Here is a 22325-nt window from a genome sequence, read left to right on the forward strand (position 1 = left end):
GAAGATGAGCTCGACGCACAACCGTTTAAGCAGAGCGCCGACCGAGCTTGGGGCGCAGTTGCGTGCCTGGCGCGGCACGCGAGGCAAGAGCCAGTTGGCACTCTCGCTCGACACCGGCATATCGCAGCGCCAAATCAGCTTCATCGAAAGTGGCCGGAGCACGCCTGGCCGCCACAATCTGCTGCATCTCGCCGACGCCCTGGATGTGCCGTTCCGGGAGCGCAATACGCTGCTGCTCGCCGCCGGCTATGCGCCTATTTATGCAGAAAACGGTATCGACGATCTTGAAATGAAAAGCGTCACGGATGTGCTTAAACGCATGCTTTTTCAGCATGAACCATTTCCGGCCGTGGTGATGGACCGGTATTGGAACGTGGTGATGGCCAACGATGCGACGCAGCGCTTCTTCAATTGCTTCATCGACATGGCAGCACGGGAAAAACCGCGCAATCTGCTGCATCTGATATTCGATCCGGCCGGTTTGCGGCCCTTCATTCCGAACTGGGAGGAAACGGCAAGAAGCCTGATGGCGCGGATATTCAGGGAGTCCGTCGGCCGCGTCATCGACATGCGCACCAAGGCACTGATCGACGCGCTGCTTGCCTATCCGGATGTGGATAGTGCCTGGAAGGTCTCCACGACAGCGGACAGCACACCCGTCATCCCCTTGTCGTTCATGAAGGATGGGCAGCTTCTAAGTTTCTTCTCGCTGGTGACGACGGTCGGCACCGCACAGACAATAACGACCCAGGAACTGAGGATCGAATGCATGTTCCCGTTGGATGATATCACCGAGATAGAATACGCCAAGCTGATGAAACAGGCCGATGCGCGTCAGCGCCGGACCGTGACGTGAGCGACCACGGCCAAGGCAGAGCGCCGATGGTCCACCATCGCTACTTGAACCGTCATACAAACTTCGCAGTGACATGCTCCTGTCAAAAAAAGCAGGAAGGAAAAGCCCATGTCTCAAAACCATCAGGACCAACTCAGCCGGATAAAGGCCGAAATCGCCGACAGCTTCGATGAAGAGCTGGAAATGCAGATGGAGGAAGACCGGCTGGACGATCTGGTCGCCGAAGGAATGTCGGAAGCGGCGGAGCCGACGCTCGAGCGAAAGACCTACTTCCGGGAACTGTTTCGGCTGCAGCACGAGTTGGTGCGGCTGCAGGATTGGGTTCAGCACACGAAGTTGAAAGTGGTGGTGCTTTTCGAAGGCCGCGATTCGGCCGGCAAGGGCGGCGCGATCAAGCGGGTGACCCAGCGGCTCAATCCACGCGTCTGCCGGACGGTTGCGTTGCCCGCCCCGACCGAACGGGAACGCCATCAATGGTATTTCCAGCGCTATGTCCCGCATCTTCCCACAGCCGGCGAAATGGTGCTCTTCGACCGAAGCTGGTACAACCGCGCCGGTGTCGAGCGCGTGATGGGCTTCTGCACCCCTGATGAACTCGAGGAGTTCTTCCGCTCGGTGCCTGAATTCGAGCGGATGCTGGTCCGTTCCGGAATCGTGCTGATCAAATACTGGTTTTCGATCACCGACGAGGAGCAGGAATTCCGCTTCAAGATGCGTATCCACGATCCGCTGAAGCAATGGAAGCTTTCACCGATGGATATGGAAAGTCGCGTCCATTGGGAGGAATATACCAAGGCCAAGGAAGAAATGCTGGCGCGGACGCACACCAAGGATGCACCCTGGTGGGTGGTGCAGGCGGTAGACAAGAAACGGGCGCGTTTGAACTGCATCGCCCATCTTCTCGAACAAATCCCGTACGAGGATGTTCCGAAACCGGAAATCGAGTTGCCGGATCGCATCCGCCATGCCGATTACAACAGGGCGCCGGTTGCGTCTGAAATGCTCGTGCCGGAGCGCTATTGAAGGCATAACCATACCGGCCTTCCCGGCCGGAGATGACGAGCGGATTTCAGCGTCGCTGACGCTTTCGGCTCCGCCACACCACGTGTGAGCGTGGTGTGGCGGTAGCTCGCGGCCTTTGAATGCGATCAGGCGGCGATGTTCCCGATCTGGTTGAGTTCGTCGACAGCCTCATCCGGCAGAACAAGCGCGGCAGCGGCGAGGTTCTCCTTGAGGTGGCCGACGGACGAGGTGCCGGGGATCAGCAGGACGTTCGGGGCGCGGCGCAGCAGCCAGGCAAGTGCGACCTGCATGGGCGTAGCATCAAGGCGTGCGGCGACATTAGACAGGCTGGACGACTGCAGCGGTGTGAAGCCGCCGAGCGGGAAGAAGGGCACATAGGCGGTGCCCTCGCGGGCGAGCTCGTCGATCAGGCGATCGTCGGCCCGATGCGCAAGATTGTACTGGTTCTGCACGCAGACGATCTCGGTGATCCCGCGCCCTTCGGCGATCTGCTTCGCTGTGGCGTTGCTTAAGCCCAGGTGACGGATCAGTCCCTGCCGTTGGAGATCGGCAAGCACCGTCAGGGGTCCTTCGATCGAGCCTTCGGCAGGGCCATGCACGTCGAACATGAGCCTGAGGTTGACGACGTCAAGCACATCCTGACCTAAGTGACGAAGATTGTCGTGGACTGCCGCCGTCAGTTCTTCTGGCGAAAAGGCCGGAATCCATGATCCATCCGCGCCGCGCCGTGCGCCGATCTTGGTGACGATGACGAGGTCGTCACGATAGGGATGGAGCGCTTCACGGATGATCCGGTTGGTGACGTGCGGACCATAGAAATCGCTGGTGTCGATGTGGTTTACGCCGCTTGCGACAGCCTCGCGCAGCACCGCCAAGGCCGCGCCGTGATCCTTGGGCGGGCCAAACACGCCGGGCCCGGCAAGCTGCATGGCGCCGTAGCCGAGCCGTTTGATGCTGCTGTCGCCGAGATTGAAGGTGCCGGCCTGATCGATGGTGGACATGAACTCACTCCTTTCAAGAGTCGACGCCAAGATAGGCGTTGTCGGCGCGCCTGATAATTCGTTACAATCCGCACAGGCTGTGCGGAGTGGCGAACAGTGAAAGTCGATTTGGGTGATCTGAATGCCTTCCTTGCCGTGGCGCGGGCCGGTGGTTTTCGCGAGGGCGCGCGTGCAAACGGCGGCAGTGCTTCCTTCCTCAGCGAGGCGGTGCGTCGGCTGGAGGCCGAGCTCGGTGTGAGGCTGCTCAACCGCACGACACGCAGCGTCGTGCCGACCGAAGCCGGCAAGGGCCTGCTGGAACGGCTCGGCCCTGCCTTGACCGAAGTGGAGTCCGCACTCGATGTGGTCAACGGATATCGCGACAGGCCGGCCGGTGCGTTGCGGCTCAATGTGCCGGTCAGCGCGGCGCGGCTGGTGCTGCCCGCCATCGTTCCGCCATTCCTCGCCGCCTATCCCGACATTCGGCTGGAGGTGATCGCCGACGAGAGCTTCGTCGATGTGCTTGCTGCCGGGTGCGACGCCGGCATCCGCTATGACGAGCGGCTGGAGCAGGATATGATTGCCGTGCCGATCGGCCCGCGTGTTCAGCGCTTTGCCACCGCCGCCTCCCCTGACTATCTCGACCGCCATGGCCGGCCGCAACATCCGAGCGATCTGCTCGGCCATGCCTGTCTGTTGGGCCGCTTTGCCAGTGGTGTGCTGACGACGCCATGGGAGTTCGAACGAGATGGCGAGGTGGTGCGGGTCGAACCTTCAGGACCATTGATCGTCAGGGTCGGCGGCGCGACCGATCTTACCGTCGATGCAGCGATATCGGGCACTGGGATCATCTGCGTTTTCGAGGACTGGCTGCGCCCGTATATTGACAGCGGCGCTCTCGAGCCAATTCTCGAACCCTGGTGGCAGCGGTTTTCCGGGCCATTTCTCTATTATCCTGGACGGCGGCTGGTGCCAGCGCCGCTGCGGGCCTTCATTGATTTCGTCAAGGCCTCGGCCAAGCAGGCTTGAAGAGCGCTGCGATCCGTTAAAGCTTGACCTCGGCGTTGTCGCCCATATCCGGTTTGCTGTTCGAGACCGCTGCAGCTGCCATTTTGATATAGCTGATGATGGTGCCCGGGCTATCCCAATATTCCGCCGAGGACGGGGTAATCTTGAGGATGCGGATGGAGGGATCGTCGGGATTGTCCCACCACGCCTTGGCCGGCGTTGCCCATAATTCCCTGATCTTCTCGCGATCGTTCTGCACCTCGGCCGTCCCAGACACGGAAACATATTTCTGTCCCTTGGTGTCGGCAAAGGCCAGGCACACATTTGGCCAGTGGGCGATCTCGTCGTCCTTGTGGCTGGCCACATCCGTCAGAAAATAGACCGCATTCTCCATCTGGGCGGTATAGGCGGACATCGGGCGGGCGCGCAGATCGTCACTGCTGCGGGTCGTCAGCATGCAAAACCCTATTCTGTCGATCAGCTCCCACACCCGTGTCGCATCATCATGCTCGGCCATCGTCATCTCCATCTGTGCAAAAGACGAAATAACCGTCTGCCGGCGCCGATGTTCCCGTGGTTCATCCCGCCAATTCCCGCAATCGATCGACAGGCGGGATGGAATGTTCCTGCTGCCTGCGTTTATCCTCAATGCACGCTTGGGGTTTCCATGACCATGGCGAAGTCCTCAGCGACCAGTTCACTGACGGCGATCAGGACCTCCTCGCGGGAAAAGCCCGACGTCAATGCGCGTTGGATCAGATCCTGCAGATCCGGCTCCACGACATCGCGGCAATCCTCGAGGCGTTCTTCTGAAACGGTGAGGCTATTGAGTTCGTCCATTGTCTGTCCTTTCCGGGGAATGTTGTCGTCGAAGCCTGGGAAGGCCGGCCGGGATGGCCTGTTAACGGGCGGCCGTCCGCTTCGGCCCGGCGATCAGGCCTTCACGCTGCAGCTTCTTGCGTGCGGCTTTACGGTGCCGACTGATCGCCTGCGCCTTTTCCCTGACGCGTCGTTCGGAGGGCTTCTCATAGGCGCGCCGTTCCTTCATTTCGCGGAACAGCCCTTCGCGCTGCATTTTCTTTTTCAAAACCCTGAGGGCCTGATCGACGTTGTTTTCTCTGACGAGTACCTGCATTTCGAATTCTCCTATGTAAGGGACGCTCAGCCGAGCTGCTCGGCGATGAGCGCCCGCAACTCGCGGCGGGTGAGAAGGCAGGGTGATGGCTTCCAAGTCTTGGCAGCGCGGCGGACGGCCACGTCACCCTCACGCGAGTTCACCACCGCAATCGCAGTGGCTGTATTTGTGTCGTTCAAAAAGAAATCCTTATACCGGCCATTGCCGGCTTCATCGATCGTTGTGGATTTGACCATCGCGCTGCCTCAAGGGCATGCGCCGATTCAGCCGATGTACAAGCGTCTCGTTCCCAAGCCGGCGACGGCTTCGATTTCCGCTTTAGCCCTAAAATAGTTGGCGGAGCGCGCGATTGCAACAGCTGACCCCGATGGCTCGGTTTAACGGCCGGAATCATCCTTAGATATATTCATTGCCGATGTTCAAGTTAGCCGGGTATAGATTCGGTCAAATTTTCTTCAATTTGGTGTGAAAACGAAATTATTCGCCCAGGAATTAAGCAACGCCCATATCGGTTACGAAATTAACCTTTCGTTAAATAACCCATTGACTTGCAGTATTAATAGGTTGTTAAAGGAGCCGCTCGCTGAGGTCGAAACTGACCCGTCTATAACAATTTGAGGAGAGAGCGATGGCTTCGCCGATACACGCAACTGATGATAGTGCAACATTTCTAGAAACTGACGTTATTTCCGGAAATCTCCTTTCCAACGATACATCCGATAATGGCCACCTTTTCCTGCGCGCCTTCGACGGCGAGACCGTTGGCGCCAAAAGCGGCAACAGCCAGATCACCGAAATCCATGGCGACTACGGCACGTTCTTCGTCAAGCCGGACGGCAGCTACACCTATGTCCTGAGCGATGCTGCCAAGATTGGCTTCGCCAACGGCGAATCGTACCAGGAAAAGGTTTCCTACAAGATCTCCGACGGCAGCGGTCATACCGACGTCGGCCTGTTCACCCTGAACATTCAGGGCGTAACCCAGGTCAAGCCGATCGCAGTTGACGATGTCTACAGCTTCACCGAAGGCCATGCCATCGGCGGCAACGTTCTGGACAACGACATTGCCGGCGACAACGGCAAGATGTTCCTCCGTCAGTTCCTGACCACGAAGGTCGACGGCAACCCGAGCGCAACCACCGACGTCGCCGGCACCTATGGTACGTTCCATGTCAAGTCGAACGGCGAATTCACCTACGAGCTGACGCACGATATCGCTGCTGGCGATCATGTCACGGAAGTTCTCCGCTACTACAAGATCTCCGATGGTGACGGCCACACGGACACTGCCAAGGTGACCCTCAACATCACCGGTACGGATGCTCTTCCCCACATCGCTTGATCAATAGATCAGCATGACACAACGCCCGCCGCGCAATCGGCGGGCGTTTTCGTATCTCCGCCTCTCTTGATGCGGAGCCTGGCGGCACCTGACATATTCGGTCGATATAATTCTTTTTAGCTAGTTCTTATAAATGCCGGGGAGGCGTAGTCTCGATGTTCGGAGGACACGCCCTTGACCGAACACATCGAACCCAAGCAAATTGAGACCGATGAGCTGACGAAAGTCTGGTCCGTAACCGAGTTCTGCGCTCGCCATCGGATAGATACCGAGGAACAGGCGCTGTTGCTCAAACTTTTCGGGCCGTTCGCGACAGCCTGCGAACTACTCCACAATGCCAGGCGCGCGCCGAGGTTCAGATAAACCTCCCTTCATTCCTTCGATGATCTTTTCACAAATGCGGGCAAAGTCAGCCGGCAAATGAGACTGCGCCAGGAATGTATTGATTGGGTGAGGCTCGTTCGCTCGGCGGATTGCTTTCCCCGATTGCTGAAATGAGTGCGGCGCCGTCCTCTGCAACCGGGGGCCTCCCCGAAAAGCGGAAATGACAAGCCGTTTTCACGCCCGATACGACCTGGCGAGACTTTCCCGCCTGTTTCGGCCCCGCGGGCGATTCCTGAATTGCTCCTCACTCTCTGCACAAAATCTGCAATCCGGCGCGGCATCTTCCTGCCATGAGCCAGAACGACATGCCGCCCCGCGTTACACCTCCCGCTTTGCCGGACCGCCTTCGCAACGACGGTTGGTGGCTGACGGAGACGTGCGGGACACAAGGCCCGCCTTCCCATGCGAGTTCCGCAGTCATGCTCATGACGATCGAAAAGCCGCATCTGCGAGAGGAGCAGCAATGGACACAACAGATATCCTGACGGAAGCAATGCCGATGAGGCGGGGCAGTGGCCGGATGACCGGGCTGTTGGCGCTCGTGGCGCTTTCAGATTTTCTGATCTTTGGCCATGAACCCGGGATAAATATCTTCCTTTTTGCGCTCGCCGTCTGCGCCGCCACTTTGCTTTCGGCCAGCAAGAGACCTCGGCTTTCCCAAGCGATCATGCTGCTCGGCTTTTCGGCTCTGGCGTCGGCGCCGCTGCTGGAATCGCCTTCGCTTACGGGCATTGCCTTTTGCCTCGGCGCCCTGATGTCGGTTGCGCTCGTCAGCGCCAGGCTCCTGCCGCGTCGCCTGTCCGCCCTGCCCCTGGTTTTCTTCCGTTTCGCCCTTGTCGTTCCCCTGCGGCTTGCCGAGGATATCAGGAAATATCTTGCGACACCGGGGAAACGTTTCTCTTTCGCCGGAACCCGACAGAGCATCGCCCTCTGGATCATGCCGCTCATTCTTGCAGCGGTCTTCGTATCTCTCTTTGCGGCGGCCAACCCACTTATCGAGATCGCTCTGCGCAGCATCGAATTTGCCGTTCTGCTGCAGTTCCTCGATCTCTGGCGGATCGGCTTCTGGATAATCGTCGCTATTGTGGTCTGGGCGATGTTGCGGCCGCGCCTCAAACGCCGCGGTGCGAGGTCGCAGGCCGCCAGGGCCTTCATGATCGTGCCCACCAGAAATGCGCCGCTCGGTTATGCCTCGTTGTTGCGGGCGCTCGTCCTGTTCAACGCGCTCTTTGCCGTGCAGACGCTCCTCGATCTCGTCTATCTCTGGGGCGGCGCAGATCTGCCCGATCACATGAGCCATGCCGAATATGCTCATCGCGGCGCCTATCCGCTGATTGCGACAGCGCTTCTTGCCGCCGGTTTCGTGCTTGTCGCCATGCGCCGCGGCGGTCCCGGCGATCACAGCCCGCTGATCCGCGGCCTCGTCCACACCTGGATCGGCCAGAATATTCTGCTTTGCCTGTCGTCGATGCTGCGGCTTGGGCTTTACGTCGAGGTCTATTCGCTGACGGAATTGCGTGTCGCCGCCGGTCTCTGGATGGGCCTCGTCGCCATCGGTCTTTTCTTGATCCTGCTGCGCATTCTGCTCAGCCGATCCAACGAGTGGCTGATCGCGATGAATCTCGCCTCTCTGCTTGTAGTCGTCTACATCAGCGCCTTCATTGATTTCCCTGATATTATCGCCCGCTTCAATGTCGCCCACAGCCAGGAAATCACTGAGGAAGGTCCACCGCTCGATCTCGATTATCTCTCCTCGCTTGGCCCTTCCGCCATTCCGGCGATCGATCTCTATCTCCACATGCTGCCGGATCAGCTGATCGACAAGAGGAATCAGGCACTGGCGATTCGGTACTATCTCGTCAGGGACTTCGCGCGGCGCCCGCACGACTGGCGGAACTGGACCTTCCGGGCAGCGCGGCTGGAGACCTATCTTCTGTCTCCTGCAGCCATTGCAAGATAGAACGAGAACGATAACAACAGGCACGACAAACAACGCAGGACTGGTGGATGGCGCCCCGAATTCTCGTCGTCGATGACGAACCTCACATCCGCGATGTGATCTGCTTCGCCCTCGAGCGTGCCGGCTTGACACCGACGGCCGTCCGCAGCGGAACCGAGGCGATGACGGCATTCCGGCGCGCCAACATCGATCTCATCATTCTCGATATCGGCATGCCCGATATGGATGGTCTGGAAGTGTGCCGCCAGATCCGCAAGACATCGGGATTGCCGATCCTGTTTCTTTCCGCACGCGACGAGGAGATCGACAGGGTGCTGGGGTTGGAAATCGGCGGAGACGATTACGTCACCAAACCGTTCAGCCCGCGCGAACTCGTCGCCAGGGTCAAGGCGATCTTGAAGCGCAGCGGCAATGAACCCGCGCCTGAAAGGCGTCACGCCATCTTTATCGCCGGCGAACTCAGCCTCGATCGCCACGGCAGGACGGTCATGTTCGGCGACAGGGCCATCACGATGACGGCGCTCGAATTCGCCATCCTGGACGCATTGTTGTCACGCCCCGACATGGTCTTCAGCCGCGAACGACTGATGGAGGCGGCCTATGGCGCTGGAACCTATGTCGCCGACCGAACGATCGACAGTCATATCCGCAACATCAGGGCCAAGTTCCTGGCGGCCGGCGGCCAGGGGATCATCGCGACGGTTCACGGCATCGGCTTCAAACTCGGCGGTGAAATCGGGAGGAATGCCTGATGCCGGTACCGAAAGTCAGGATGAAATGGCGCCCGACGCTGGCGCTGATCGTCTATGTCGTGCTTCTCGCCGTCATGGCGCTGCCGATCCTGATCGTCATCTGGTTCCGCGCCGTGGAAGTGAGTTCGAACCGGATGGCGCCGGCGGAAGTGGTCGCCCTCGCCGTCGTCTTCATACTGACGCTCGGCGTCGCCTATGTGCTGACGCGCACCATCACCGGCCCGATCGACGCCTTGATCGCCCGCACGGAAGAGATCGCCCGCGGCGGTAAGCGGGCGATCCGGCCGCTGGACAGCTATGGAACGCGCGAGATCGCCGTCCTGTCGCAGAGCTTCCTCGATCTTGCAGGAAGACTGGTCGATCGCACCGAATATGTCCGCTCCTTTGCCGCCCACGTCTCCCACGAACTGAAATCGCCGCTGACGGCGATCCGCGGTGCGGCGGAGCTTTTGCGCGACGACGATGCCGAAAAGGCGATGACGAAGGCGCAGCGTTTGCACTTTCTCGATAATATCGTCGCCGAAGCAGCCCGGCTCGATGCGCTATTGCAGCGGCTGAAGGAACTTGCCCAAGCAGAAACCCCTCTAGCCGAAGGCAAAAGCAGCATCAGGGACATCCTGTCCTCGCTGCGCCGGCAATTTCCATCCCTCGATATCGCCGGTAAAGGCGATACGGACATATCGGTTGCTCTTCCCCGAGAAGCAGCCGGCATCGTTTTTGCCAATCTCGCCGAGAATGCCCTTCAGCATGGTGCCACGCTATTGGAACTCAGCGCGTCAGCCGATGCCCGGACAACCGTTGTCCTTGTCCGAGACGACGGCGGCGGTATTTCCGAGGCAAATCGCCAACATGTCTTTCAGCCGTTCTTTTCAACCCGCCGCGAACAGGGCGGCACCGGCATGGGTCTCGGCATCGTTCGCGCCATGCTGAGCTCCCATGGCGGTACGATCTGCCTGCTGCCGACGACCGGCGCAGGAGCAGAGTTCGAAATCACCATACCCGTGTAATTCTCGCATGGTTGGGAAGGATTCCTTTGTGCCTGAAGATCGTCCCCATGGTGATTGGAGACCTTCTCTGTGTGCTGCCGATCGCATGTTCGCTCATTTCAAAGACTTCGCGCGCCGGCTGAGGAAGCCGAGGTCGCGAGGATATGTTGATTGCTGCGGTCGCCCAAGTGCTTGCCGATTACCGGAGCGCCTGCGGCACGCAGTCCTGAACCCAAACGTCATCAAGCAAGCGGATTAGTTTCGAGGCTCTATCGCTATCAACGCAGCCTGCGCGATGACCTCTGCAATGCGTTCGGAGAGTGCCGGGTCGGAAACGGCGCGCGCGAGGGTAACACCGCCACTCAGCATGGCGAGGAGCAGGATCGCCTGGTCTTCCCGCACAATGTCGGATCGGCCGTCTATCTCCGGCAGGCCGGCGGCGACTTCTTCGACGAGGCGTTTGATCTCTGCCGTATAAGCGCTTCGCGTTTCATCGTCCGCACGCATCACATCGGGCGAAAGGCTCGGCAGAGCACAGCTCTCGCCCAGATCGCAGGTTCTTTTATAACCGAGATAGTAGCCGACGAAGGTCGTCAGCCAGTCTTTCGGTTGATTGGTCTTCAACGCGGCGATTCCTTGTCGCAGTTCTTCGAGGCCTTCCAGCACGGCTGTGCGAAAGGCTTCGGCCTTCGACTTGAAATGTCCGTAGAAGGCGCCGTTTGTCACGCCGGCGGCCTTCGTCAGCGCATCGATACCGGCACCGCCATAGCCGTCCTTGCGGAAGACCTGTCCTGCGGCTGCGAGGACGCGGGCGCGGGTTTCTGATTTGTGTTCGGCGCTATAACGCATGAATGCCTCAATAAGAGTGAACACTCTTTATCGCTTGCTAAGAGAGCGATCACTGTGTATCTATAAAGAGTGATCGGTATATCACAAGCGGTCACGATTCAAAGAGGGAGATATCCGATGCCTATCACACTCACCGTTCCGGAAGGCCTGCTCTCGCCGGAGGCCCAGGCGCAAGCCTTTGCCGGCTTGACGGACGCGTTGCTCGATGTAGCCGGTTTGACCGGCAATGCCTTCATGACCGCCAATGTCATCGGCACGATCAACGTGCTGCCGCGCGAGCACGTGCTTGCGGCGGGAAAGCCGATCGCTGCGGCATTCGTCGAACTCAAATTGCCGGAGGTCGCGCTGGTAAGCGCCGAAGCGAAACAGGCCTTCATCGAAAAAGCGGCCGATGTCGTCGAACAGGCCGCCGAAGGCCGGCTCAAGCGCGATCATATTTGGTCGAACATCGTCTACGCGCCCGAAGGGGCGTGGGGAATCGCCGGCCACAGCTACAGCAATGCGGATTTCGTCGGCGCCATCCAGGGCACGGCCGCCGCGTTGTAAGGGTCGCGGTGCATGCGCGGAAATCTCAGACCTGATTCAGCAATGCGTCGCCATCCGGCGGCGCGACGGAGCGAGATCATGCAGCTTGCCAACTATCTATTCTTTTCCACCGGCTGCGAGGAGGCGCTGGCCTTTTATGCCGAATGCGGGCTTGGCCGGGTCACGCAATTGAAGCGCCACGGCGCGGTCGGAATGCCCATTGCCAGCGAAGCTATGCTGGGCAAGGTGATGCACGCTCGCTTCGAAGGGCTTGGTGTCTTGTTCTTCGCCTCGGACAATCACGATGCGGAGCCGATGCGAGGCTCCGCCCACATGTTGATCTTGGATGACCGCGACAGGACCGACGGGCTTTTCGCCCGGCTCGCCGAAGGCGGCAAGATAACGACACCGCTCGCGGTCCAGCCATGGGGGAGCTATTACGGCAAACTCACCGATCGTTTTGGTGTCCAGTGGATGCTCGACTGCTTGGCGTGAGCATATGCCGCTCATGGGCGATATGCTTCGCTCTCCTCTCAGTGTCTGGCCATTATCGTGTCGTATAGCCGCCATCGATCACCAGCACTTCGCCGGTGACATAGCTTGCCGCTGCCGAGCAGAGGAACAAGGCGGCCCCCGCCACCTCTTCCGGCTGCCCGACCCGTCCCATAGGGGTCATGCTGCGCCAGGTCGGGAACCAGTCGGGATTGGCGATGCCGCCGCGCGACAGATCGGTCTCGATATAGCCCGGCGCAATGGCGTTGACGCGAATATTCTCGGCGGCAACTTCGCTGGCGAGGCTCTTCGTCATCATATGAACCGCCGCCTTGGAGGTGTTGTAGGCGACCTGGTTCTGGGGAATGTTGGAGACGATGCCCGACATCGAGCCGATATTGAGGATGACACCGCCGCCCTGACGCCGCATGGGGGCGAGTGCGGCGCGGCAGGCGCGGAAGACGGCGTCGACATTGACGGTCATGATCTCGCGCCAAATCGCGTCGGAGAACGCGCCGCTGTCGCCATGAATGGCGATGCCGGCATTGTTGACGAGGATGTCGAGCTGGCCCGCCCGTAGGAGCGTCTCCGTGACGAGCGCGTCGGCGGCATCGTCTTTCATCAGGTCGGCGGCGACGAAATCGCAATCGACACCGGCCTTGGCGAGCCTGTCCTCCGCCGCTGCATTGCGCGTCCTTCCCGTGATGAGGACTTTGGCGCCAGCCTCGCCGAGCGCCTCGGCGATGGCAAGCCCGATGCCGCGCGTGCCGCCGGTCACCAGCGCTACCTTTCCATCTAAGCGAAACCTATCGAAGATCATCTCCGTTTCCTTCCGTGATTTTCAGAGCCGGTACAAACGCGTCAGATATCCGTGCTCTGCGGCAGGATGACGAGATCGCGGATCGTGATGTTGCGCGGACGCGTCAGCATGAAGAGCACCGCTTCGGCCACCTCCTTCGGCTCCATCAGGCCGCCGGCGGCAAGTGCTTCATCCAACTTCTCCTGCGGCCAGTCGCTGAGAAGGGCCGTGACGACTGGGCCTGGAGCGACGGCGCCGACGCGCAAGCCATGTTTGGCCACCTGTCGCCTCAGTGTATGGACGAATGCCTGAACCGCATGTTTCGAGGCCGTGTAGATCGGCTCCCAGACGACGGGGATCAAGCCGGCGACGGAACTGGTGAGGATGATATCTCCGGTCCTGCGTTCGACCATGTGCGGCAGCACGGCATGCACCGAGCGGAAGGCGGCATTGACGTTCAGGTTGAGCATCCGGTCCCACGCGTCGGGGTCGCCGCCCAGTACCTCGCCGCCGATATAGGAGCCGGCATTGGCGTGGAAGATATCCAACTGGCCTGCCTTCTTCAGAATCTGCGGCATCATCCCTTCGACGCTTTTCGGATCGGTTAGATCGATGACCAACGGAATGGCGTTCGCGTCGAGTTTCGAGCAGATTTCCTTCAATGCCTCCTCGTTACGATCGACCAACACCACCTGGGCGCCGGCGGCAAGCAGGGCCTTGGCGCATTCGAGGCCGATACCCGATGCCGCTCCGGTGACGGCCGCGACTTTTCCAGACAGATCCTGTCTCATTTTCTTCCTCTGCTTTCTTGATGGGTTTTAGGCCCGGCCGTGCGAAATCCGCGATCGGCGTGCCAACGAGTCGACGATGACGGCGACGGCGAGAACGGCGCCGGTGATCATGTATCGAAGCGATGACGACAGATCGAGAAGCGTCAGCCCGCTGGCGATCGACTGAATGACGATGATGCCGAGAAGGGCTGAATAGGCGCTGCCGCGCCCGCCGAACAGGCTCGTGCCGCCGATGACCGCCGCAGCGATGGCGTTGAGATTGACGTCGCCGGTGCCGGCCTGCTGACTTGCTGTCGCCAGCCGGGCAGCTGAAAGCACGCCGCCGGTTGCCGCAAGCAAGGCGCATATGACGAAGGCGCTCGTATAGATGCGCGAGACGTTGATGCCAGAGCGGCGGGCGGCCTCCCTGTTGCCGCCGACGGCATGCATGGAGCGTCCCCATTTGGTGCGCATCAGCGCATAGTTCATGACGGCAACGAGTCCGACGAAAAGGCCGAACATCCATGGAACGCCGCGCGACTGGTTGAGATAGAATGCGACAGCTTCCAAGGCGGCGGTGATGATGACGGCGCGAAGGAGCAGCCCCCGGGCCGATTTCGCCGACAGGCCGGCTGCCCGCCGGCGCGCCGCCGTGCGGTAGCTGGAGAAGAAGAATGCAATGCCGGCAAGGGCTACCAGCAGATAGGCGATCGGGTCCGGCATGACCATGATCTGGCCGAAACTCACGAGCCAGGAACCATAGGGCAGATTGATCGAACCGGTCGCTCCGAGGATATAGAGCTGCAGGCCGAGAACCGCGAGCAGCCCGGATAGGGTGGAGACGAAGCTCGGCATGCCGAAGCGGTTGAACAGGAAGGCGTAGAGAGAGCCGATCAGAGCGCCGACGACCATGGCGACGAGGACCGCCAGGACCACCGGCCAGCCCTGGTTGACCCAGAAGACGCCGACCAGCGCCGAGGCGAAGCCGCTGACCGAGCCGACGGAAAGATCGATCTCGCCCACCATCAGGATGCAGACGATACCCAGCGAGATGACGCCGACCGTCGAGCAGTCGAACAGCATGTTGACGAGATTGGCGCTGGAGAGAAACACTGGATTGAGCGCTTGGAACACCGTCCAGATGATTGCCAGGCCAACAATGACCGGCAGCGAGCCGAGGTCGCCGGCGCGGATGCGATCCCAAAAGGCGCGGATTGAGCCGGCAAGACTATCGTCATGGCGCACTCTTTCGTCACGCCGGTCGAGGAGCGCAGGTGCTGCCGGTTCATTCTGGATGGTCTTCATCATGGCCTGCCCTCCTCGTTCTGCTGGCTTTGCGCCTGGCGGCGCGACGCGCGGCGGGAGACGGAATTGTTGGATGCGCCGGTGATCGCGCTGACGAGCTCTTCGTTGGAAGCATCGGGCAGCAGAGTGCCGTTGTTGCGGCCGAGCCGAAGGACGACAATGCGATCGGCAACGGCGCGCACATCCTCCATATTGTGGCTGATCATGATGACGGCGAGTCCGCGTTCCCGTACGCGCTCGATCAGATCCAGCACTTCGGCGGTCTGGGCAACGCCAAGCGCTGCGGTGGGTTCGTCGAGCATGATCAGTTTCGGCTCGAGCAGCAGCGATCGGGCGATCGCCACGGTCTGGCGCTGTCCGCCGGACAATGAGGCGACGGGCTCGCGTACGCTTGGGATTCGGGCCGAAAGCTCGTTCAAAAGCTTCCAGGCACGGATCTCCATGGCGACCTCATCGAGCTGGAAAGGATTGAGCTCCTTGCCGAGAAAGATATTGGCGACGACATCGAGATTCTCGCAAAGCGCCAAATCCTGAAAGACGGTTGCAATGCCGAGCCCGAGGGCAGCACTTGGGCTCGGCAGATTGACTGGCTCACCCTCAAACAGGATCGCGCCTGAGCTTGGTTGGTGTACACCGGCCAGGATCTTGACCAGCGTCGATTTGCCGGCGCCGTTGTCGCCGACGAGTGCCACGACCTCGCCGGCATGGACATCGAGTTCGATATCGGTGAGTGCCGACACCGCCCCGAAGTTCTTCGATATTCCGCGCAGGCTGAGGACGGGCTGGCGGGAAGGGTCAAGAGTATGAGAGGTTTCAGACATCGCCTGGCCTTTTGGAAAAAGCGAAACGGCAAGCGCGACCGGCGGACCGGCCGCGCTTTCCCTTGGTTCGATTACTTGGTGATGCCGAGCTTCTTGCAGCCGTCGGCGTAGCGGCCGGTGCACAGCTCCTCGGCGGTGTTGATCTTCTTGTCGATGATCTCGGCCTTGAGGTTCTCGGCAGTGACGACCGCAGGCACGAAAAGCTGTGCCGGCGTGTCGTAAAGCGTCATTTCGGCCTTCGGCGTTTCTCCAGCCAGGAGCTTGACGGCAACGTCGGCAGCGGCAGCCGCAACGATTTCGCTCGGTTTGGAGATCGTGTTGTACTGATCCCCCGATATGATCAGCTGCAGTGCAGCGATCGTCGCATCATTGCCGGTCACCGGCGGCACGGGATCGACACCCGCTGCCTTGAAGGCTGCAATGGCGCCGCCACCGGTGCCGTCATTGGCGGCGACCACGCCGACGATCTGTTTGCTGAAGCGGGTGATCTGACCGGCTGCCCATTGCTGGGCATTCGCCGGCTGCCAGTTCGGCGTGTCGAATTCGGCAAGCGTCTTGTATCCGCCACTGGCAAGACCATCGTGAATACCGTCTTTGATCAGCCCGGCAGCCGCGTCGGTCGGTGAACCGTTGATCTGCAGGATGCCGCCGCCATCGGTCGGCACTTTCTTAGCCTTCAGATGCTGGACGAGCGATTCCGCGATTGCCTTGCCGATCGCCTTGTTATCGAAGGAGACGTAGAAATCGGCTTTCCCCTTCGGGATAGGACGGTCATAGGCAATGACCTTAACGCCCTGGCTCTGGGCGAGCTGGACGAGAGACGCGGCGGCTGCCGAATCCACCGGATCGAGCACGATAACCTTGGCGCCCTGGGTAATGGCCGAATTGAACTGCTGCTGCTGTTTGGCAATATCGGCATCGGCATTCTGATAGAGAACCTTGCACGAGGCGCAAAGCTTCTTCATTTCCGCGACGAATCCTGGATGGTCGTGCTCTTCGTAACGGGTCGAGCCCTGGTCGGGCATAAGGAATGCGACCGTCGCATCCGAAACGGCGTTTTGCGCGAAGGCGGACGTGCCGCCGAGCAGGGATAGGACAACTGCTGTCGCACCTGCCACCTTGGTTGAGAATTTCATCATTTCCATATCCTCCCGTTGGAAAAAAATTGTGTAGCTTCTTCGTTGCAGTGTTTCGCTGTGGCCGTTCGGCTGAGCGAACCGCCACGCCTGTCCCGGCGGTTTGCCGTTTTCTGAGGACAAGCGTCTCCTCTCGCGAACCGCTCACTGCGCGCTCGCGTTCAATCAATGTCAGTTTTCGTTCCTCCTCCTCGTCCTCCCTATCGCCGTCTTCGGCGAAACGTCGTCCTATTCCCGGGTTCCTGTTCGCTCGGCTGGCTCAGGCCGCTTTCGCTATGTTGATATTGTCGCCCAATAGCCGCCGGAAACGGGAAGGCGTCATGCCTTTTTCCGCGAGAAATTGCCGGTTGAAATTGGACAGATTGTTGAAGCCGACCTCGAAGCAGATGTCGGTGATCGATGCATGGTCGTCGCTCATCAAGATCTGACAGGCGAGGTTGATGCGCAGTCGCTTCACATATTGCACCAGCGACATGCCGGTATGGCGGCGGAAGGCGCGCGAAAAGGCCCCGGCCGATTGCCCGGCAATCCTGGCGAGATCGGCTTCATCGAAGGATTTGGTCAGATTTTCCCTGATGTAGGCGAGTGCCTTGTTGATGCCGGCCGACATGTAGCCCGACGGATCGGGCAGATAGTTCGGGCTGGCAAGAAACTGGGAATCCTGCGCCCGGCTGAGCAGGCCGACGATCATCATGAAGAGCTCGATGCGACGCACACCGTGAGCCTGCTGCACCTCGTTCATCAGGGGAGCAACCTGCCGGCTGGTCTCGGCGCCGAAGAGCACGCCGCGGCGGGAGGCTTCGAGAACCGGATCGAACGGGCCGAGCTCGGCCAGCACCTTCATGGTGTCGCTGATGAAATTCTCGCTGAACTGGATGAGCTGGCATCGAAGCGGAATGCTCGATCCTTTCGGGACATCGCTGATCCAGTTATGAGGAAGATTAGGCCCGGCAAGCACAAGGTTGCCTGGCTCGAACTCGCCGATGAAGTCGCCAACGAAATATCGTCCGGTTGTCGCCACGACGAGATGAAGTTCGTATTCCGGATGAAAATGCCAACGAACCGTATGATAGGGATAGCCATGCGCCTTCGTTGCGAAGGATTCGCCCGGTCTGATCTGAATGACTTCCAAGTCAGGTTCCATTGTTTCCTCCTCCGAGGACGGGTGGTAAGCCCGCGTGCCAAATTCCCTTTTTGGCTTTATTGTTAAGCGGAGTGTAGTGGGCACGTCTCACGCCCGCCACCACGATTCCCAGGCAAAACTGATACTTTTTTGACGATCGACGCTTCGCAGCTGGCGGAAAGACGACAGCAATCGGCATTGCACATCATCCGAGGACATGCTTCAGCCGGCCAAGGCGGCAATGACGTTTCTGACCAGTGCAGAGGAGGACAGCCGGCTCGTGGCACAGCTCGGGGCGCCGATCGCGCCGACCCGTACGGAAACGCCGCCGCGCGCATTGGCGATCGCAAACATCGACTCGTCGGTCAGATCATCGCCGATGGTAATCGGGCAGCGGTTCCTGAAAGGGTCGGACTGGAAAAACCGTTCCAGCGCATCGCCCTTGCTCGATCGTGCGGGACGCAGCTCGAAGACCATCTTGCCGAGCTGCAACGCCCAGTTCGACCCTGCTAGCTCCGCATAGTGGTGCATGCGGTCCTCGAGTACCTTTTCATATTCGGGCGCGAGCCGGTAATGGGCGGCAACGGCGGCGCCCTTGTCCTCGATCAAGACTCCCGGATAGTGCTCGGCTTCCGCAGTCAGCGCGTGCTTCAGCGCCTGAAACTCAGGTGTCGCATCGACCGTCTGCATTCCCGCGGCGCTCCTGATTTCCGCGCCATGAAGGCCTGCCGTCGGAAATGCAAAGGGTTTGAACAGCGTGTCTGCATAAGCAAGCGACCGTCCGGTGACCAGTGCCAAGGCGCCGCCAAGCTTGTTCGACAGGCGGTGAAGTTGCCCGGGAAGCGCCTCCGGAACTTCGATCGCGTCCGGCGTGGGCGCAAGATTGAGCAGCGTCCCGTCGATATCGAGAAACATCGCCCAATGATCCGGCTCTTCCAAGACCAGTGAAAGCATTTCCTGGGTGGCGCTATCGTCCTGCACGGGATTCTCCAAACGCTGCAGTCATTGAAGCTAGGTCGCCAAGCGATGAGGGCAAGGTGAGCTTTCCGACTCCGGAACATCAAGCGGCTGGTCCGCGTTGTATCTCGCCGCCCGTTCGAGCACTCGCGCCGTAGAAGGTATTTTGATGGCCAAAAGCAGTTCCGAGCCCCGTGATGAGCTCAATGCCCCGCTGGCACATGGCGCGTTAAACCTGCCATTGGTGACGATCGACGACTACAACAACGAGCTGCGTGACAAGAATGGTTTCGTTGGCGACAACGCCAACAAGAAGACTTTTCAAATGAAGCTTGACGATTGGAGAAAACGCATCCGCAAGGTCGGAGACGACCCGATCGGCAAGACCGCGACGGCGAAGCTTTCCAAGAAGAAGATCGATGCCTTCCTCAAGGGCGACGACATGGAGGCAGCGGCATTGATCATGGGGGCGGTGGAAGACTTCGCTCAGGACTTTGCCGACGTGATCGGAAAGTTCCTTAAGGACAAGCGCTGGGTCAAGACGGAACGCATCGTCGTTGGCGGCGGCTTCCGGCAGAGCCGGTTCGGCGAGCTGACCATCGCCAGGACCATGGTTATTCTCAAGGCGGCCGGCATAGACGTCGAGGTCGTGCCGATCGTTCACCATCCTGACGAGGCTGGACTGATCGGCTCGGTCCACCTGATGCCGCGCTGGATGTTCAAGGGCCACGAGGCGATCCTGGCCGTTGATATCGGCGGCACTAACGTTCGCGCCGGCGTCGTAAAATTCGGAAAGGACGACGCGCCGAACTTCGCGGATGCGAGCGTATGGGAATCAGCCATCTGGCGTCATGCCGATGATGAGCCAAGTCGCACCGCAACCATCGAGAAGTTGGCCGCGATGTTGCACGAACTGATCGGCAAGGCGGAGAAGGCCAATCTCAAACCTGCGCCCATCATCGGGATCGCCTGCCCCGGCATCATCAAAGCCGATGGCTCAATCGAACGCGGCGGACAGAACCTGCCGGGCGGAAACTGGGAAAGCGACAGCTTCAACCTTCCCGCCGCGCTGATGAAGGCCATTCCTGAGATTGGTGACGACAGCACATTCGTGATGATGCACAACGACGCCGTCGTGCAGGGATTGTCGCAGATCCCATTTATGACCGACGTGTCGAGGTGGGCGGTACTGACGATCGGTACGGGTCTGGGCAATGCGCATTTCACGAATCGAGAGGCAACGAAGGCGCGATAGGCTCCAACTCCACTGCCCGGGGCGAACCAACCAAAAAAGCCCCGACAGGAAAGAGTGCCCGTTTGCGGAAGATGGAGATGCGATTTGGTCAACCGGGTTAGCGGCAGCTCTGGAGGCCCCTCCCCTTTTTCGCTTGGGAAAAGATGGTGATAACTGCCACGGGTTGTTCTCGGCGGGTTCAAATTGCGCTTATCTCTCCGGCGTCACACAGGCCATGCGCAGACGAAAGATGGATCATGAACTTCAAGGGAATAAGCGCTCCGCTCAATGCTGTCCGTCTCGAACAAATGCTCGGGCTCGTTCCGTCACGCCGCGATCCTGAAACCCGTGATGCAAACGACAAATCTTCCGGCAATGAACCCGCCCGCGGGCTGGAGGCCGAAAACCAGTACCGTTCGCCTGCCTAAATGAGACGATCTGTGCAAGGTGACGGAAGCTGTTCGCGATGCGTCGGCAATGGCGTTTAGCGCGCAAAATTACCCGATTTATCAGTATTGCGTGAATGCCGACCGAGACCGCGATTGCTGAGAAGCCAAGATCGCCAGTCAGGCGCATGAAATCAATACCAACGCCACGGCGATCATGGCGGCGGCGCACGAGCAATCAACTGCGTTCGGCCTTGATGCCGACGGCTTTAAAGTCTGCCTCGCTTCCAAACAGCGAAGACATCGCCGACCGTTGAGACGCGGCACTGTTCGATTCGATATCCCTTCATTGAAACGGTCAGCAAGCCCCAAGGCGATCAGCCTCGGTGGCAACAGGAAAATGCTGCGCTGCCAAAAAAATCGCCACGCATTTCACTGCGCGTTTTTTCGGCAGTACCCATTGACAATTCATCCTTCATGGCACTTGATACATTATTCCAGTAAAACAGACATACGTCCATTATACTGGAATAATGGGAACCATCCATAAGGGGAACGCCATGACCATTTCCTTTCGCACCGGCGTGATGTCGCTGGTCGCCGCCGCCATGTTGTCCACGCCTGTGCTGGCCGACGGCAGCAAGCTCGATGAAGTGCTGGCCCGCGGCCACCTCGTCCTCGGCACGGGCAGCACCAACGCGCCTTGGCACTTTAAGAGCGCAGACGACAAGCTTCAGGGCTTCGACGTCGACATGGGCCATATCATCGCCAAAGCTCTCTTCGGCGATCCTGAGAAAATTGAATATGTGAACCAGTCCTCCGACGCCCGCATCCCGAACATTACCACTGACAAGGTCGACATCACCTGCCAGTTCATGACCGTTACCGGCGAACGCGCCCAGCAGGTTGCCTTTACCATTCCCTATTATCGCGAGGGTGTGGGCCTGATGCTCAAGGCGGACGCAAAATATGCCGACTACGCCGCTCTCAAGGCGGCTGGTTCTTCCGTCACCATCTCGGTTCTCCAGAACGTCTACGCCGAGACAATGGTGCATGCGGCATTGCCGGAGGCGGCCGTCGATCAGTATGATTCCGTCGACCTGATCTATCAGGCCCTGGAGTCGGGACGCGCCGACGCCGTCGCCACCGACCAGTCGTCGCTCGCCTGGTACATGACCCAAAATCCGGGCCGCTATAAGGACGCTGGTTACGGCTGGAACCCGCAGACCTACGCCTGCGCGGTCAAGCGCGGCGACCAGGACTGGCTGAACTTCGTCAACACCGCCCTGCATGAAGCCATGACCGGCGTCGAGTTCGACTTCTACGCCAAGTCCTTCAAGACCTGGTTCGGCAAGGATCTGACGCCACCGCAGATCGGCTTTCCTGTTGAATTCAAGTAACGGCCATGCGGAGCGGGACTGTTCTCCCGCTCCGCTGCGCAGGATGATTTCACGCCGGGTCGTCCTGAAATCTGAATCCTGTTTTCAATTAAACAGTGCGAG

The 22325-nt window shown here is 59.7% G+C and carries 25 protein-coding genes; 12 read left to right on the forward strand and 13 right to left on the reverse strand.

Translation table 11 applies throughout. The features are described 5' to 3' along the window. Positions 1 to 4 precede the first annotated feature (4 nt). Both J3O30_RS23875 and ppk2 read left to right on the forward strand, forming a co-directional pair. Positions 5 to 856 carry a helix-turn-helix transcriptional regulator gene (locus J3O30_RS23875; protein ID WP_207585046.1) on the forward strand — a complete coding sequence of 284 codons (852 nt, stop codon included), beginning with the start codon at positions 5 to 7 and terminating at the stop codon, positions 854 to 856. 108 nt (positions 857 to 964) lie between these two features. After that, positions 965 to 1879: a polyphosphate kinase 2 gene (gene ppk2, locus J3O30_RS23880; protein ID WP_141335705.1), complete on the forward strand. Its 915-nt coding sequence runs from the start codon at positions 965 to 967 to the stop codon at positions 1877 to 1879. 125 nt (positions 1880 to 2004) lie between these two features. Here ppk2 and J3O30_RS23885 read toward each other — a convergent pair whose 3' ends face one another. After that, a complete protein-coding gene (locus J3O30_RS23885) occupies positions 2005 to 2880 on the reverse strand; it encodes an aldo/keto reductase family oxidoreductase (protein WP_207585047.1) in 876 nt (291 codons plus the stop codon). A gap of 96 nt (positions 2881 to 2976) precedes the next feature. Here J3O30_RS23885 and J3O30_RS23890 point away from each other — a divergent pair, with 96 nt between their 5' ends. Next, positions 2977 to 3888, forward strand: a complete 912-nt coding sequence (locus J3O30_RS23890) for a LysR family transcriptional regulator (RefSeq protein ID WP_207585048.1) — start codon at positions 2977 to 2979, stop codon at positions 3886 to 3888. Between the two features lie 16 nt (positions 3889 to 3904). Here the strand turns inward: J3O30_RS23890 and J3O30_RS23895 are convergent, their stop codons facing one another. The 4 genes from J3O30_RS23895 to J3O30_RS23910 form a co-directional block, all read right to left on the reverse strand. Beyond that, a complete protein-coding gene (locus J3O30_RS23895) occupies positions 3905 to 4384 on the reverse strand; it encodes a pyridoxamine 5'-phosphate oxidase family protein (RefSeq protein ID WP_207585049.1) in 480 nt (159 codons plus the stop codon). A 128-nt stretch (positions 4385 to 4512) separates the two neighbouring features. Continuing rightward, the gene (locus tag J3O30_RS23900; protein ID WP_116409581.1) at positions 4513 to 4707 is read right to left on the reverse strand and encodes a hypothetical protein; all 195 of its coding nucleotides are present in this window, start codon (positions 4705 to 4707) and stop codon (positions 4513 to 4515) included. Positions 4708 to 4768: 61 nt separating this feature from the next. Beyond that, positions 4769 to 5002: a 30S ribosomal protein S21 gene (rpsU, locus tag J3O30_RS23905; protein WP_207585050.1), complete on the reverse strand. Its 234-nt coding sequence runs from the start codon at positions 5000 to 5002 to the stop codon at positions 4769 to 4771. A gap of 26 nt (positions 5003 to 5028) precedes the next feature. Then, the gene (locus J3O30_RS23910; RefSeq protein ID WP_207585206.1) at positions 5029 to 5238 is read right to left on the reverse strand and encodes a hypothetical protein; all 210 of its coding nucleotides are present in this window, start codon (positions 5236 to 5238) and stop codon (positions 5029 to 5031) included. Positions 5239 to 5630: 392 nt separating this feature from the next. Between J3O30_RS23910 and J3O30_RS23915 the strand changes: the two genes are divergently transcribed. The 5 genes from J3O30_RS23915 (at position 5631) to J3O30_RS23935 (ending at position 10447) form a co-directional block, all read left to right on the forward strand. Beyond that, complete coding sequence (locus J3O30_RS23915) at positions 5631 to 6344, forward strand: Ig-like domain-containing protein (RefSeq protein WP_207585051.1); 714 nt, start codon at positions 5631 to 5633, stop codon at positions 6342 to 6344. A gap of 174 nt (positions 6345 to 6518) precedes the next feature. Next, positions 6519 to 6707 (forward strand): hypothetical protein, encoded by a 189-nt coding sequence (locus tag J3O30_RS23920; RefSeq protein ID WP_207585052.1) that lies wholly within the window; start codon positions 6519 to 6521, stop codon positions 6705 to 6707. A 484-nt stretch (positions 6708 to 7191) separates the two neighbouring features. Then, positions 7192 to 8688 carry a DUF4173 domain-containing protein gene (locus J3O30_RS23925; protein WP_207585053.1) on the forward strand — a complete coding sequence of 499 codons (1497 nt, stop codon included), beginning with the start codon at positions 7192 to 7194 and terminating at the stop codon, positions 8686 to 8688. A gap of 47 nt (positions 8689 to 8735) precedes the next feature. Next, on the forward strand, positions 8736 to 9440 hold the full coding sequence (locus tag J3O30_RS23930) for a response regulator (RefSeq protein ID WP_207585054.1): 705 nt from the start codon (positions 8736 to 8738) through the stop codon (positions 9438 to 9440). Then, on the forward strand, positions 9440 to 10447 hold the full coding sequence (locus tag J3O30_RS23935) for a HAMP domain-containing sensor histidine kinase (RefSeq protein ID WP_207585055.1): 1008 nt from the start codon (positions 9440 to 9442) through the stop codon (positions 10445 to 10447). The genes J3O30_RS23930 and J3O30_RS23935 overlap by 1 nt, the downstream gene beginning before the upstream one ends. 234 nt (positions 10448 to 10681) lie before the next feature. Here J3O30_RS23935 and J3O30_RS23940 read toward each other — a convergent pair whose 3' ends face one another. Continuing rightward, positions 10682 to 11275 carry a TetR/AcrR family transcriptional regulator gene (locus J3O30_RS23940; protein WP_207585056.1) on the reverse strand — a complete coding sequence of 198 codons (594 nt, stop codon included), beginning with the start codon at positions 11273 to 11275 and terminating at the stop codon, positions 10682 to 10684. 117 nt (positions 11276 to 11392) lie between these two features. On the opposite strand from J3O30_RS23940, the gene J3O30_RS23945 reads away from it, so the two are divergent. Together J3O30_RS23945 and J3O30_RS23950 are read left to right on the forward strand one after the other, a co-directional pair. Beyond that, positions 11393 to 11821: a Tautomerase enzyme gene (locus J3O30_RS23945; protein ID WP_207585057.1), complete on the forward strand. Its 429-nt coding sequence runs from the start codon at positions 11393 to 11395 to the stop codon at positions 11819 to 11821. Between the two features lie 78 nt (positions 11822 to 11899). Beyond that, positions 11900 to 12295 carry a VOC family protein gene (locus J3O30_RS23950; RefSeq protein ID WP_207585058.1) on the forward strand — a complete coding sequence of 132 codons (396 nt, stop codon included), beginning with the start codon at positions 11900 to 11902 and terminating at the stop codon, positions 12293 to 12295. A gap of 52 nt (positions 12296 to 12347) precedes the next feature. Here J3O30_RS23950 and J3O30_RS23955 read toward each other — a convergent pair whose 3' ends face one another. The 7 genes from J3O30_RS23955 to otsB form a co-directional block, all read right to left on the reverse strand. After that, a complete protein-coding gene (locus tag J3O30_RS23955; protein ID WP_207585059.1) occupies positions 12348 to 13112 on the reverse strand; it encodes an SDR family NAD(P)-dependent oxidoreductase in 765 nt (254 codons plus the stop codon). A gap of 41 nt (positions 13113 to 13153) precedes the next feature. After that, entirely contained in the window at positions 13154 to 13882 is a 729-nt protein-coding gene (locus tag J3O30_RS23960) for an SDR family oxidoreductase (protein WP_207585060.1), read from the reverse strand. Between the two features lie 27 nt (positions 13883 to 13909). Beyond that, entirely contained in the window at positions 13910 to 15169 is a 1260-nt protein-coding gene (locus J3O30_RS23965; RefSeq protein WP_207585061.1) for a sugar ABC transporter permease, read from the reverse strand. After that, positions 15166 to 15987: an ATP-binding cassette domain-containing protein gene (locus J3O30_RS23970; RefSeq protein ID WP_207585062.1), complete on the reverse strand. Its 822-nt coding sequence runs from the start codon at positions 15985 to 15987 to the stop codon at positions 15166 to 15168. Before J3O30_RS23970 ends, J3O30_RS23965 begins: the two co-directional genes overlap by 4 nt. Positions 15988 to 16058: 71 nt before the next feature. Beyond that, positions 16059 to 17132, reverse strand: coding sequence for a sugar ABC transporter substrate-binding protein (locus J3O30_RS23975; protein ID WP_207585063.1), 1074 nt, complete (start codon positions 17130 to 17132; stop codon positions 16059 to 16061). 250 nt (positions 17133 to 17382) lie between these two features. Next, on the reverse strand, positions 17383 to 18267 hold the full coding sequence (locus J3O30_RS23980) for an AraC family transcriptional regulator (protein WP_207585064.1): 885 nt from the start codon (positions 18265 to 18267) through the stop codon (positions 17383 to 17385). A gap of 201 nt (positions 18268 to 18468) precedes the next feature. Beyond that, complete coding sequence (gene otsB, locus J3O30_RS23985) at positions 18469 to 19248, reverse strand: trehalose-phosphatase (protein WP_207585177.1); 780 nt, start codon at positions 19246 to 19248, stop codon at positions 18469 to 18471. A gap of 124 nt (positions 19249 to 19372) precedes the next feature. Between otsB and J3O30_RS23990 the strand changes: the two genes are divergently transcribed. Further along, entirely contained in the window at positions 19373 to 20458 is a 1086-nt protein-coding gene (locus J3O30_RS23990; protein ID WP_207585065.1) for an ROK family protein, read from the forward strand. Between the two features lie 925 nt (positions 20459 to 21383). Continuing rightward, entirely contained in the window at positions 21384 to 22223 is an 840-nt protein-coding gene (locus J3O30_RS23995; RefSeq protein WP_207585066.1) for a transporter substrate-binding domain-containing protein, read from the forward strand. Positions 22224 to 22325: the final 102 nt, after the last annotated feature.

This window comes from Rhizobium sp. NZLR1, assembly GCF_017357385.1.
GTDB lineage: Bacteria > Pseudomonadota > Alphaproteobacteria > Rhizobiales > Rhizobiaceae > Rhizobium.

Excerpts from the sequence above, each read along its gene's own strand:
- J3O30_RS23875 (WP_207585046.1), top strand. The coding sequence starts at position 5 with ATGAGCTCGACGCACAACCGTTTAAGCAGAGCGCCGACCGAGCTTGGG.
- ppk2 (WP_141335705.1), top strand. The coding sequence starts at position 965 with ATGTCTCAAAACCATCAGGACCAACTCAGCCGGATAAAGGCCGAAATC.
- J3O30_RS23885 (WP_207585047.1), bottom strand. The coding sequence starts at position 2,880 with ATGTCCACCATCGATCAGGCCGGCACCTTCAATCTCGGCGACAGCAGC.
- J3O30_RS23895 (WP_207585049.1), bottom strand. The coding sequence starts at position 4,384 with ATGGCCGAGCATGATGATGCGACACGGGTGTGGGAGCTGATCGACAGA.
- J3O30_RS23900 (WP_116409581.1), bottom strand. The coding sequence starts at position 4,707 with ATGGACGAACTCAATAGCCTCACCGTTTCAGAAGAACGCCTCGAGGAT.
- rpsU (WP_207585050.1), bottom strand. The coding sequence starts at position 5,002 with ATGCAGGTACTCGTCAGAGAAAACAACGTCGATCAGGCCCTCAGGGTT.
- J3O30_RS23910 (WP_207585206.1), bottom strand. The coding sequence starts at position 5,238 with ATGGTCAAATCCACAACGATCGATGAAGCCGGCAATGGCCGGTATAAG.
- J3O30_RS23915 (WP_207585051.1), top strand. The coding sequence starts at position 5,631 with ATGGCTTCGCCGATACACGCAACTGATGATAGTGCAACATTTCTAGAA.
- J3O30_RS23925 (WP_207585053.1), top strand. The coding sequence starts at position 7,192 with ATGGACACAACAGATATCCTGACGGAAGCAATGCCGATGAGGCGGGGC.
- J3O30_RS23930 (WP_207585054.1), top strand. The coding sequence starts at position 8,736 with ATGGCGCCCCGAATTCTCGTCGTCGATGACGAACCTCACATCCGCGAT.
- J3O30_RS23935 (WP_207585055.1), top strand. The coding sequence starts at position 9,440 with ATGCCGGTACCGAAAGTCAGGATGAAATGGCGCCCGACGCTGGCGCTG.
- J3O30_RS23940 (WP_207585056.1), bottom strand. The coding sequence starts at position 11,275 with ATGCGTTATAGCGCCGAACACAAATCAGAAACCCGCGCCCGCGTCCTC.
- J3O30_RS23945 (WP_207585057.1), top strand. The coding sequence starts at position 11,393 with ATGCCTATCACACTCACCGTTCCGGAAGGCCTGCTCTCGCCGGAGGCC.
- J3O30_RS23950 (WP_207585058.1), top strand. The coding sequence starts at position 11,900 with ATGCAGCTTGCCAACTATCTATTCTTTTCCACCGGCTGCGAGGAGGCG.
- J3O30_RS23955 (WP_207585059.1), bottom strand. The coding sequence starts at position 13,112 with ATGATCTTCGATAGGTTTCGCTTAGATGGAAAGGTAGCGCTGGTGACC.
- J3O30_RS23960 (WP_207585060.1), bottom strand. The coding sequence starts at position 13,882 with ATGAGACAGGATCTGTCTGGAAAAGTCGCGGCCGTCACCGGAGCGGCA.
- J3O30_RS23965 (WP_207585061.1), bottom strand. The coding sequence starts at position 15,169 with ATGATGAAGACCATCCAGAATGAACCGGCAGCACCTGCGCTCCTCGAC.
- J3O30_RS23970 (WP_207585062.1), bottom strand. The coding sequence starts at position 15,987 with ATGTCTGAAACCTCTCATACTCTTGACCCTTCCCGCCAGCCCGTCCTC.
- J3O30_RS23975 (WP_207585063.1), bottom strand. The coding sequence starts at position 17,132 with ATGGAAATGATGAAATTCTCAACCAAGGTGGCAGGTGCGACAGCAGTT.
- J3O30_RS23980 (WP_207585064.1), bottom strand. The coding sequence starts at position 18,267 with ATGGAACCTGACTTGGAAGTCATTCAGATCAGACCGGGCGAATCCTTC.
- J3O30_RS23990 (WP_207585065.1), top strand. The coding sequence starts at position 19,373 with ATGGCCAAAAGCAGTTCCGAGCCCCGTGATGAGCTCAATGCCCCGCTG.
- J3O30_RS23995 (WP_207585066.1), top strand. The coding sequence starts at position 21,384 with ATGACCATTTCCTTTCGCACCGGCGTGATGTCGCTGGTCGCCGCCGCC.